Genomic DNA, 10,414 nt, shown 5'->3' on the forward strand with positions numbered 1-10,414 from the left:
GTCCAGCAGGGCGATACGCTGTCGGCGATCGCCAGGAAGACCGGCGTCGGCGTGGTTGCGTTGAAGCAGGCGAACGGCATGCAAGACGGTCTGCTCAAGATCGGCCAGACCCTGAAGGTGCCGGCCGGCGGAACCGCGACGGTTGCCGGTGCCAAGCCGGCAAAGGTCGATCCGGTAACGACTGCCACCACCCCGCCTGCGGCAAAGACCACGCCGTCGGAGACGCTGGCCGCCTACACGCCGCCGAGGAAGGATGCCAAGGTCATCCAGCAGGCCGAGGACGACGACGCGGTGGCGCCAAACGCCACCGGTATCGGCAAGATGCGCTGGCCGGTACGCGGCCGCGTGATCTCCAGCTTTGGCGGCGGCAAGGATGGTGTCGACATCGCGGTGCCGGAAGGAACCCCGGTCAAGGCGGCCGAGAACGGTGTCGTCATTTACGCCGGCGATGGCCTCAAGGAATTCGGCAATACGGTGCTGGTGCGCCACGAGAACGGGTTGGTCACTGTCTATGGCCATACCCGCTCGATCGAGGTCCAGCGCGGCCAGAAGGTTAAGCGCGGCCAGGAAATCGCGCAGTCCGGCATGAGCGGTACCACCGACTCGCCGAAACTGCATTTCGAAGTGCGCAAGAATTCGGCGCCGGTCGATCCTTCGACCTATCTTGAATAAAGAAAGTCGATCCTTCGACCTACAAAAGAAAAGTCGATCCGTCGACCTATCTCGAATCGAACAAGAAAAGCAACTGCGCGCCGCCTGACCTCCAGTCCGGCCCGCCGGCTCAGCCCGCTCCGCAAGGGGCGGGCTTTTTCAGTCTTCGTCCCTAATCTTTGAGCGATTTGCCGAGCCGGCCTGCCAGATCCTGGGTGAATTGCCAGGCAACGCGGCCCGAACGGCTGCCGCGCGTCGTCGCCCATTCCAGCGCCTCGGCGCGCAGCGTCTCGGGATCGATGGCAAGGCCGTGGTGGCGGACATAGCCGTCGACCATGTCGAGATACTCGTCCTGCGAGCATTTGTGGAAGCCGAGCCAGAGGCCGAAACGGTCGGACAGCGAGACTTTTTCCTCGACCGCCTCTGACGGGTTGATGGCGGTCGAGCGCTCATTGTCGATCATGTCGCGCGGCAGTAGGTGCCGCCGGTTTGAAGTGGCGTAGAAGATAACATTGGCCGGGCGGCCCTCAACGCCGCCTTCCAGCGCCGCCTTCAGCGACTTATAGGACGTGTCGTCGTGGTCGAAGGAGAGATCGTCGCAAAACAGGATGAATCGGTAAGGTGCTACCTTCAGCAAATTCATCAGCTTCGGCAGCGTGTCGATGTCCTCGCGATGGATCTCGATGAGCTTGAGCGGCAGGTCCAGCTTTGCCGAGGCATTGACCGCCGCATGCACGGCCTTGACCAGCGAGGACTTGCCCATGCCGCGTGCGCCCCACAACAGCACGTTGTTGGCTGCGTAACCGGAGGCGAAGCGCTCGGTGTTGTCGACCAGTATGTCGCGGACGCGGTCGACGCCGCGGATCAGGCCGATGTCGACGCGGTTGACCTTGAGCACCGGCTCCAGATAGCCGGGATCAGCCTGCCAGACGAAGCAATCGGCCTCGCCGAGGTCGGTTTCCGGCACCGGCGGCGGGGCGAGGCGGGCGACCGCCTCGATCAGACGGTCTAGCTTCTTGTTCAGGGCTTCAATGGTGCTGTCGCTCATTTCTTGTCTTTTTGTTTTTGCATTCAGGAGTGTGACAACGGAACCTATTCGATTCCGGCGGTTTCGGACCGGCTCCAACCTTTTGTTAGAGCAGGATCTTTTCCGAAACCGCGCTCCATTTTTTGGGATCATGCTCTAACACGGCTCAACCAGCCGGAAAAGCAGCTGAAATGCCTGGCCGCAGTTGCATTGGTAACTTTACCGACTATATTCCGGCCAAATTTCACGGGGCCGCCAAATTTCCCTAGGACGGTTTGGCGGCTGTTTTTCAAAATTCAGGAGTACTTCGATGTTCGTGACACCGGCATATGCCCAAGGCGTCGGCACCTCCCCGGATATGTTCATCAGCATTTTGCCGTTTGTTCTGATTTTCGTGATCATGTATTTTCTGATCATCCGGCCGCAGCGCACACAGTTGAAGAAGCGCGGCGAGATGCTGGCGGCGGTTCGTCGCGGCGACACGGTCATCACTGGCGGCGGTTTCGTCGGCAAGGTGACCAAGGTGATCGACGACAACGAGCTCGAGATCGATCTCGGCGGTGGCACCAAGGTAACGGCGCTGCGCTCGACGATCGCCGATGTGCGCGTCAAGGGCGAGCCGGTGGCGAACCAGAACGCCAAGAAATAACCGACATTTCTGGCGGAGCGATCCGCGGATACGCCCCCTGACGGACGACGCCATTTGCTGTATTTCTCGCGCTTCAAGATGACTCTGATCTGGGTAGCCGTGGCGATCGCAGGGGTTCTTGGTGCGCCCAGTCTTTTCGCCGCCAGTCCGCTCGCCAAGCAGCAGCCCGACTGGATGCCAAAACTCGAAAGGGCAATCGGCCTTGATCAACACGGCGGTTCGCACATCCTGCTCAGCTTGGATCTGGACGATTTGATCAAGGGCAGGCTGGAGACGACACGCGATGAAATCAGGTCATTGCTGAAGAAAGCCCGATGGCAGGACCAAAGTGACTGACCCGTGCTCGATAATTGCCCATGTGCGGACCAACGGCGAGCCGCTGGCGAACCAGAACGCCAAGAAATAACCCGATTCCAGGCGGAACGATCCGCCAGAATGCCCTGACGGACGACGCCATATGCTTTATTTCTCGCGCTTCAAGATGATCCTGATCTGGCTTGCCGTGGCCGCCACAGTGATCCTCGCCGCGCCCAATCTTTTCTCTGCCAGTACGCTGGCCCAGCTTCCTAACTGGGTGCCGAAGCGCCAGATGACGCTTGGCCTCGATCTGCAGGGCGGCTCGCATATCCTGCTCAGGATGGATCCGAACGACCTGACCAAAGATCGGCTGGAGACGACGCGCGACCAAATCAGGACACTGCTGCGCGACGCCAAGATCGGCTACACCGGTCTTGCCGGATCAGGCCGGACCGTGCAGGTCCGCATCACCGATCCCGGCCAGGTCGATGCCGCCAAGACGGCGCTGAAGACATTGACCGATCCGGTGGCCGCCGGCCTGTTCAGCGGCGGCTCCGTCCAGGAGATGTCGCTGGATGATTCCGAACCTGGCCTGCTCAAATTCACCGTCACCGATGCCGGCATCAAATACCGGACGTCGACGGCGCTGGCGCAGTCGCTCGAGGTCGTCGAGCGCCGCGTGAACGAACTCGGCACTACCGAGCCGATCGTGCAACGCCAAGGCGACGACCGCATTCTGGTCCAGGTGCCGGGCCTGCAGGATCCGCAAAGGCTGAAGGACATTCTTGGCCAGACCGCCAAGCTGACCTTCCAGATGGTCGACCAGTCCATGCCGGTGCAGGACGCGCTCAACGGCCGTCCGCCGGCGGGATCATCGGTTCTGTATTCGCAGGATGATCCGCCGGTTCCGTATCTGATCGAGAACCGCGTCATCGTTTCGGGCGAAAATCTCGTCGATGCGCAGGCGACGTACAACTCCCAGACCAACGAGCCGGTGGTTTCGTTCACGTTCGATTCCAAGGGAGCGGCGCGCTTCGGCCAGGCGACCTCACAAAACGTCGGCAAGCTGTTTGCCATCATCCTCGACAATCAGGTGATTTCGGCGCCGCAGATCCGCGAACCAATCCTTGGCGGCAGCGGCCAGATCTCGGGCAACTTCACCGCCGAGAGCGCCAACGACCTCGCCGTGCTGTTGCGTGCCGGCGCGCTGCCGGCGACGCTGACGGTGATCGAAGAGCGCACGGTAGGCCCTGGGCTCGGCGAGGATTCCATTCACGCCGGCAAGGTCGCCGGCGTGATCGGCTCCATCCTCGTCGTCGTATTCATGTTCGTGGCCTATGGCTTCCTCGGCTTCATTGCCAACATCGCGCTGGCGGTGCATGTGGCAATGATCATCGCGTTGTTGTCGTTGCTCGGCGCGACACTGACATTGCCGGGCATCGCCGGTATCGTGCTGACCATCGGCATGGCGGTCGATTCAAACGTTCTCATCTACGAGCGCATTCGCGAGGAGCGGCGAAACGGTCGCTCGGTGATCCAGGCGATCGATACGGGCTTTTCGAAAGCGCTGGCGACCATCGTCGATTCGAACGTCACCTCGCTGATCGCGACTGTGGTGCTGTTCTGGCTCGGGACCGGACCGGTGAAGGGCTTTGCCGTAACCTTCGCCATCGGCATTCTGACCACCGTCTTCACCGCGTTCACTTTCACCCGGCTGCTGGTGTCGATCTGGCTTCGCCGCGCCCGCCCGAAGGAGTTACCGCGCGCGCCGGTGACCTTCGTCCCGCCGGGCACTAGAATTCCGTTCATGGGCATCCGCCGCTGGACATTCGCGCTGTCCAGCGTGCTGTCGATCCTGGCGGTCGTGCTTTTCATGACTGTCGACATCAATTACGGCATCGACTTCAAGGGCGGTTCGCTGATCGAGGTGCAGGCCAAGGATGGCACCGCCGATATTGCCGACATCCGCAGCAGGCTTTCGGAACTCAACATCGGTGAAGTGCAGGTGCAGCAGTTCGGCGACCCGAACGACGTCTTGATTCGCGTCGGCACGCAGGAGGGCGGCGAGAACGCCGAACAGACCGTCATCGACAAGGTGCGCGGCGAGTTGCAGGACCATTACGAATTCCGCCGCGTCGAGGTGGTAGGGCCAACGGTTTCCGGCGAGCTCGCCAAGCAAGGCACCATCGCCATGCTGATCGCCCTGCTCGGAATCCTGATCTATGTCTGGTTCCGCTTCGAATGGCAGTTCGCGGTCGGCGCCATCATTGCCACAGTCCACGATGTGGTCATGACGATCGGCTTCTTCGTCATCACCGGTCTCGAATTCAACCAGTCGTCGCTTGCGGCGATACTCACCATCATCGGCTATTCGCTCAATGACACTATCGTCGTCTATGACCGTGTTCGCGAAGACCTCCGAAAATACAAGAGGATGCCGCTGCCGCTGTTGTTGAACAACGCCATCAACGAGACGCTGTCCAGAACGACGCTGACCTCGGTGACAACGATGCTAGCGCTGCTGGCGCTGGTGCTGTTCGGCGGCGAGGTGATCCGCTCGTTCACGCTGGCGATGCTGTTCGGCGTCGTCTTCGGAACCTATTCGTCGATCTTTATCGCCGCCCCGCTGCTCATCCTGTTCAAGCTGCGGCCACAGGCCGCGACGGCCGACGAGGAGAAGCCGGTGAGCGGCGGCAAAGCCGTGGCAACCTGACGGGCGGCCAACGGGATGACCAAAGGCATCGTCATCCGTGAAGCGCATTTCCCCGGCCGCGCCCCGATCGAGGCCTACGGCAATGGTGGGTTTCGTTTCGCCGACATGTCGCATCGCGGCTCGCTCCTGTGCCTGCCGTCGGGCATCTACGGTTGGGAGCCGGCTGATCCGCTGGCACTGACGGCGGCGGATTTCGCCAAGCTGCTCAACGAGGCTGACAAGATCGAGATCCTGCTGGTCGGCGCCGGCAAGGATCTCAGGCCGTTGCCGGCGGCGCTGCGTGCTGCGCTGAAGGCGGTGGGCATTGCGGCCGATCCGATGTCGACCGGCGCGGCCGTGCGGACCTACAATGTTCTTCTGGCGGAAAACCGTGCGGTGGCTGCCGCACTGATCGCCGTGGAGTGACGTGAGCGAAAACGCCAAAATCGTCATGGAAACGGTGCGAGCCGCCGACCATGACCGCTATGTTTCCGCGCTCTATGCGCGCGAGGACAAGCGTGACGCGCTTTTTTCGCTCTATGCCTTCAATACCGAGATATCAGGCATTCGTGACCGTATCCGCGAGGCGCTGCCGGGCGAGGTGCGGCTGCAATGGTGGCGCGATGTCATCGCAGCCGAGGACGCCGGAGCAGGCACCGGCCATCCGGTTGCGGACGCGTTGACGGCCACGATTTCCGCCCACCGCCTGCCGAAATCTGCCTTCGAGAACATGCTCGAAGCGCGTATTTTCGATCTCTATGACGACCCTATGCCGTCGCGGACCGATCTGGAAGGCTATTGCGGCGAGACCGCAGCGGCGCTCATCCAGCTTGCAGCGATGGTGCTGGATCCCGTCGAAGCACCACGGTTTGCCGAACTTGCGGGCAGAGCAGGTTGTGCACAAGCGATGACCGGCCTTTTGCTGCTGCTGCCGCTGCATCGCAAGCGTGGGCAATGCTTTGTCCCGGCCGACATTCTGGCTGCGGCAGGGTCGTCGCCCGAGGAGTTCGTTGCGGGCGAAGGTGGGCCTGGGGCGCAACGCGCTGTCGCCGCGATGATTGCACTAGCGCAGGAGCATTTGTCTGCTTTCGAGAAGAGTGCATCGGCCTTGCCAGTTTCGCTGCGACCGGCATTTTTGCCGCTGGCCTTGTCGCGCGCCTATCTCGGCAAGATGGAAGGTTCTCCTCACTCACCTCTGAACGGCGAGGCGCAGCTCTCGGCCTGGCGCCGCCATTGGCTGCTCTTGCGTCGCGCAACGCGAGGCTGGCCGGGCATCTGAAGGCTGACACGAACTCCGTAACTGCTACTCCGCTGCTTCCGCCCGCGAAGGCAATCCCAGCCATTCGCGGCAGTCGGCCAGCGCGCGTGACGTCAGCGCACGCCGCTTGGCGACGGTCTTATCCTTGCCGCGCAGGCGCTTTCCCTCGGCTTTCGGCGCTTCCACAGGGGGAAACAGGCCGAAATTGATGTTCATCGGCTGAAAGGAGCGCTTTCCCGGCTCGTCGTCGGAAACGATGTGACCGCCGGTGATATGGTTGAGCAGCGCGCCAAAGGCAGTGGTCGTCGGCGGCAGCGCCGGCGCGTGGCCCAGCCGCTCGGCGGCGGCAAAGCGCCCGGCAAGCAGGCCGATGGCCGCACTTTCGACATAGCCTTCGCAGCCGGTGATCTGGCCGGCGAAGCGCAGGCCGGGCCGCGATTTCAACTGCAGCGAATGGTCAAGCAGCGTCGGCGAATTGATATAGGTGTTGCGGTGCAGGCCGCCGAGGCGAGCAAACTCGGCGTTTTCGAGGCCCGGGATGGTGCGGAACACGCGCACCTGCTCGGCGTGCTTCAGCTTGGTCTGGAAGCCGACCATGTTGTAGAGCGTGCCCAGCGCATTGTCCTGGCGAAGTTGCACGACGGCATAGGCCTTCACCGATGGATTGTGCGCATTGGTCAGCCCCATCGGCTTCATCGGCCCATGACGCAGCGTCTCGACGCCGCGCTCGGCCATGATCTCGACCGGCAGGCAGCCGTCGAAATATGGCGTGCCTTCCCATTGCTTGAATTCGGTTTTCTGACCGTCGACAAGTGCCCGCACGAAGGCAAGGTACTGCTCCTTATCCATCGGGCAGTTGATGTAGTCCTTGCCGGTGCCGCCAGGCCCGACTTTGTCGTAACGTGACTGGAACCAGCAAACGTCCATGTCGATCGTGTCGAAATGGGCGATCGGCGCGATGGCATCGAAGAAGGCGAGCGCATCGGCGCCGGTCACTTCCGCGATCGATTGGGCGAGCGACGGCGCGGTCAGCGGGCCGGTGGCGATGATCGCCTGGTCCCAGTCCGCCGGCGGCAGGCCGGGCACTTCCTCGCGCTGGATGGTGATGAGTGGGTGCGCTTCGAGCTTTTTGGTCACCGCTTCGGAAAATCCGTCGCGGTCGACGGCAAGCGCACCACCGGCGGGCACCTGGTTGTCATCGCCAGCGCTCATGATCAGCGACCCGGCCAGCCGCATTTCGGCGTGCAGCAGACCGACGGCGTTGGTTTGCGCATCGTCGGAACGGAAGGAATTGGAACAGACGAGCTCGGCCAGCCCACCCGTCTTGTGCGCATCGGTGCCGCGGACGGGACGCATTTCATGCAGAACAACGGGAACGCCGGCTTCGGCCGCCTGCCAAGCGGCTTCTGAGCCGGCGAGACCGCCGCCGATGACGTGAATGGGATTCTTGTTCATGAGCGCCGAAATAATCCCTTGTAGCTGCGATTGCAATTGCATGAGTTCGTCGCACTGTTGGCGCCAAGTGCTGCAATCGTCTACTGTCGGAGAATGGACGGGAGTCTCGGGAACTTTGCCAGAGCGACCTTTTCGACAGTCGTGATCGCCATGGGCGGATCAGCGGCCGCCGGCGAACTGGCCGCGACGGCTTCCAAGCGGATCCCCATATGCCACGGCTATAGTTGCAACTATCGCACGATGCTGGCGCTTGGCCCCGGTGACGGCGCGCGTTTCCGCTCTATCCTGCGTGCGGGTGCGGGTTCGCCCCAAGCCGAGCGCTCCGCTATTTCGAAGGCTGTCCGCTATTTCGAGCAGCGCATTTTCCGGGCCATCGGCATTCGCGATCTGCCGCAGTCGGAATTCGGTGCATCGCGCATCAGGGGCCAGATGGATTGTGTCGACGAATCGACCAATACGCATACTCTGCTGGTCTATCTTGCCGAGCGAAAATTGCTCAGGTTTCACAAGGTCGAGGACAAGGCCTCGCGGGGCCTGTTTGTCGACGGGCGCTATCCCCATTGGACGGCGGTGATCAGCGACCGCGGGGGCACCGAATGGGTGGTGGATTCCTGGTATGCGCCGATGGGCGGCGCACCTGACATTTTTCCGCTGAGCCAGTGGAAGAAACGGGGCGTGCTGGAAAGCGGTGCGCTGGACTGACGACAGTCCCCCGCCAAAACGGCTCTCGGACTGCTTCGACTCTGAAAACAACAACACCCGCCGGGGGAGGAGGTCCGGCGGGTGTCGTTTTGCTGGCCGATCCTCGGGAGGAGGTGAAGATCGACCGTATTCGTCATCGCCGGGGAGGAGGTCGGCTTTGACGAAATTCCTTTCGCCTGATGAAGGGGGCGAAACCCCTGGGGACGAAATTCGTTTCGCCCTGAGACGAAATTTGTTTCGCCTTGGGGAAACAACGCCCGCCGCGGGAGGAGGGTGCGGCGGGCGCCGTTTTGTGGTCAAACCCTCGGGAGGAGGTGAAGGCTGACCGTATTCGTCAGGGTTGGGGAGGAGGTCAACCCTGGCGAAATTCCTTGACTAGATCGCCTTGCGGGCGATGCTCTTGATCTCTTCGCGGACGATGCCGAGGTCATGCAGCTGGCGGTTCGAAAGGCGACCCAGCTCGGTAACCGTCGAGCGATAAACGCGCCAGTTACGATAGTTGCGGATCAGGTTCATTGTCGTTCTCTTTTCAAGTCAAACTGGTTCGGACCATTTGCGGTCCGAAGAGGATTAGACCGCCTTGCGGGCGACGTAGTGGATGTCGCTGCGGCTGATGCCGAGGTCGGTCAGTTCGCGGTTGCTCAGGCGGCTCAGCTCGGAAACGGTGTCCCGGTAGCGGCGCCAGTTGCGGTAATTGCGGATCAGGTTCATGGTATTTCTCGTTTCGTCTTTCTTTCGGATCATTCCGTCTTTGTGTACGACCTGAAGATAGGTGGGGTCATATCGATTTAAAACCGCCTTTGGTGCATAGCAGCAATGCAAATTGTGCAATGCACCATCACCGCACCAAATCACGTCTTCGACACAGATCCACCCGAATCGGAAAATGCCGTAGCGTCAACGGTTTGGCCGGAATCGGCTGAAAAAAGACCAAGCTGGGGGAGAAAGGCATGGCGAGCTATTCGTCACGCGTCAGGACCGATATCGCGCGATGGCTGCAGGTTGGCCTGATCGATGCCTCGACGGCCGACGCGCTGACGCGCGACGTCGAGGCCAATGAGCGCAAATCACTGAGCTTCGGCTCGATCCTGGCGATGATTGCGGCGCTGCTTTTTGGTGCGGCCGTCCTGATCTTCGTCGCCGCCAATTGGCAGGCCATCCCGCGGCTGGCGCGGGTGGCAGCGCTCTTCGCCATCATCTTCGCCGGCTATGTCGGCGGCGCCGTGCTGAAGACACGCGACCATGCTGCAATGGGCGAGGCACTCTGGATCGTCGCCGCGGCGGCATTCGGGGGATCGATCGCGCTCATCGGCCAGATGTATCATTTGTCCGGCGACGAGGCATCGGCCTTGATCACCTGGGGCGCTGGCACGGCCTTGGCCGCGGTTGCGCTGCGCTCGAACCCGTTGACAGTCGCTGCTGTCGGCATTGCCGATGCCTGGCTGTTCCTGAAGGGCTTCGATTATTTCAGTCGCGCGGAATTTCCGCATCTTTTCGTCGTCATGGCGAGCGTGTTGTTCGCCATTTCGTTCTGGAGCCGCAGCCAGGCGGCACGCCACCTGATCATCCTGTCGGTCATCTTCTATCTCGTGCTGTTGTTTACGGAATACGAAACACTGCAGGTCGCTGTGCCGCTCGTCGTCGTGTCGGTGCTGCTTTTCTCGGCTGCGATCTTCGCTGCCG

Annotated in this window: 12 protein-coding genes; 8 read left to right on the forward strand and 4 right to left on the reverse strand. The window is 61.6% G+C overall.

Translation table 11 applies throughout. The annotated features are described in order from the left end of the window. Positions 1 to 672 (forward strand): M23 family metallopeptidase (locus EOA85_RS17205; protein WP_164759707.1); only part of this gene is annotated, 672 nt, incomplete at its 5' end. A 151-nt stretch (positions 673 to 823) separates the two neighbouring features. Here EOA85_RS17205 and EOA85_RS17210 read toward each other — a convergent pair. Further along, positions 824 to 1,699, reverse strand: coding sequence for an ATP-binding protein (locus EOA85_RS17210; protein WP_127210518.1), 876 nt, complete (start codon positions 1,697 to 1,699; stop codon positions 824 to 826). Between the two features lie 289 nt (positions 1,700 to 1,988). Between EOA85_RS17210 and yajC the strand changes: the two genes are divergently transcribed. The 5 genes from yajC to EOA85_RS17235 all read left to right on the forward strand — a co-directional run bounded on the left by yajC (position 1,989) and on the right by EOA85_RS17235 (position 6,595). Continuing rightward, positions 1,989 to 2,327 (forward strand): preprotein translocase subunit YajC, encoded by a 339-nt coding sequence (gene yajC, locus EOA85_RS17215; protein ID WP_065007771.1) that lies wholly within the window; start codon positions 1,989 to 1,991, stop codon positions 2,325 to 2,327. Between the two features lie 54 nt (positions 2,328 to 2,381). After that, positions 2,382 to 2,663: a hypothetical protein gene (locus EOA85_RS17220; protein WP_095521437.1), complete on the forward strand. Its 282-nt coding sequence runs from the start codon at positions 2,382 to 2,384 to the stop codon at positions 2,661 to 2,663. A 121-nt stretch (positions 2,664 to 2,784) separates the two neighbouring features. Beyond that, positions 2,785 to 5,337, forward strand: coding sequence for a protein translocase subunit SecDF (gene secDF / locus EOA85_RS17225; protein ID WP_127210519.1), 2,553 nt, complete (start codon positions 2,785 to 2,787; stop codon positions 5,335 to 5,337). A 15-nt stretch (positions 5,338 to 5,352) separates the two neighbouring features. After that, positions 5,353 to 5,742 carry an Mth938-like domain-containing protein gene (locus tag EOA85_RS17230; protein WP_065007774.1) on the forward strand — a complete coding sequence of 130 codons (390 nt, stop codon included), beginning with the start codon at positions 5,353 to 5,355 and terminating at the stop codon, positions 5,740 to 5,742. Position 5,743: 1 nt separating this feature from the next. After that, positions 5,744 to 6,595, forward strand: a complete 852-nt coding sequence (locus EOA85_RS17235) for a phytoene/squalene synthase family protein (protein ID WP_164759708.1) — start codon at positions 5,744 to 5,746, stop codon at positions 6,593 to 6,595. 24 nt (positions 6,596 to 6,619) lie between these two features. Here EOA85_RS17235 and trmFO read toward each other — a convergent pair whose 3' ends face one another. Next, on the reverse strand, positions 6,620 to 8,029 hold the full coding sequence (gene trmFO, locus EOA85_RS17240) for a methylenetetrahydrofolate--tRNA-(uracil(54)-C(5))-methyltransferase (FADH(2)-oxidizing) TrmFO (protein WP_127210520.1): 1,410 nt from the start codon (positions 8,027 to 8,029) through the stop codon (positions 6,620 to 6,622). Between the two features lie 150 nt (positions 8,030 to 8,179). Here trmFO and EOA85_RS17245 point away from each other — a divergent pair, with 150 nt between their 5' ends. After that, positions 8,180 to 8,731 carry a hypothetical protein gene (locus EOA85_RS17245; RefSeq protein ID WP_127210521.1) on the forward strand — a complete coding sequence of 184 codons (552 nt, stop codon included), beginning with the start codon at positions 8,180 to 8,182 and terminating at the stop codon, positions 8,729 to 8,731. 375 nt (positions 8,732 to 9,106) lie between these two features. Here EOA85_RS17245 and EOA85_RS17250 read toward each other — a convergent pair whose 3' ends face one another. Together EOA85_RS17250 and EOA85_RS17255 are read right to left on the reverse strand one after the other, a co-directional pair. Further along, positions 9,107 to 9,247: a DUF1127 domain-containing protein gene (locus tag EOA85_RS17250; RefSeq protein WP_023802557.1), complete on the reverse strand. Its 141-nt coding sequence runs from the start codon at positions 9,245 to 9,247 to the stop codon at positions 9,107 to 9,109. Between the two features lie 54 nt (positions 9,248 to 9,301). Further along, positions 9,302 to 9,442: a DUF1127 domain-containing protein gene (locus EOA85_RS17255; RefSeq protein ID WP_006335194.1), complete on the reverse strand. Its 141-nt coding sequence runs from the start codon at positions 9,440 to 9,442 to the stop codon at positions 9,302 to 9,304. A 239-nt stretch (positions 9,443 to 9,681) separates the two neighbouring features. Between EOA85_RS17255 and EOA85_RS17260 the strand changes: the two genes are divergently transcribed. After that, positions 9,682 to 10,414, forward strand: a 733-nt coding sequence (locus EOA85_RS17260; RefSeq protein ID WP_127210522.1) for a DUF2157 domain-containing protein, incomplete at its 3' end; no start/stop codon positions are given.

The sequence above is a fragment of the Mesorhizobium sp. M5C.F.Ca.IN.020.29.1.1 genome (genome assembly GCF_003997375.1).
In the GTDB taxonomy this organism is placed as follows: Bacteria; Pseudomonadota; Alphaproteobacteria; order Rhizobiales; family Rhizobiaceae; genus Mesorhizobium; species Mesorhizobium wenxiniae.

Excerpts from the sequence above, each read along its gene's own strand:
- trmFO (WP_127210520.1), bottom strand. The coding sequence starts at position 8,029 with ATGAACAAGAATCCCATTCACGTCATCGGCGGCGGTCTCGCCGGCTCA.
- EOA85_RS17250 (WP_023802557.1), bottom strand. The coding sequence starts at position 9,247 with ATGAACCTGATCCGCAACTATCGTAACTGGCGCGTTTATCGCTCGACG.
- EOA85_RS17230 (WP_065007774.1), top strand. The coding sequence starts at position 5,353 with ATGACCAAAGGCATCGTCATCCGTGAAGCGCATTTCCCCGGCCGCGCC.
- secDF (WP_127210519.1), top strand. The coding sequence starts at position 2,785 with ATGCTTTATTTCTCGCGCTTCAAGATGATCCTGATCTGGCTTGCCGTG.
- yajC (WP_065007771.1), top strand. The coding sequence starts at position 1,989 with ATGTTCGTGACACCGGCATATGCCCAAGGCGTCGGCACCTCCCCGGAT.
- EOA85_RS17245 (WP_127210521.1), top strand. The coding sequence starts at position 8,180 with ATGGGCGGATCAGCGGCCGCCGGCGAACTGGCCGCGACGGCTTCCAAG.
- EOA85_RS17210 (WP_127210518.1), bottom strand. The coding sequence starts at position 1,699 with ATGAGCGACAGCACCATTGAAGCCCTGAACAAGAAGCTAGACCGTCTG.
- EOA85_RS17255 (WP_006335194.1), bottom strand. The coding sequence starts at position 9,442 with ATGAACCTGATCCGCAATTACCGCAACTGGCGCCGCTACCGGGACACC.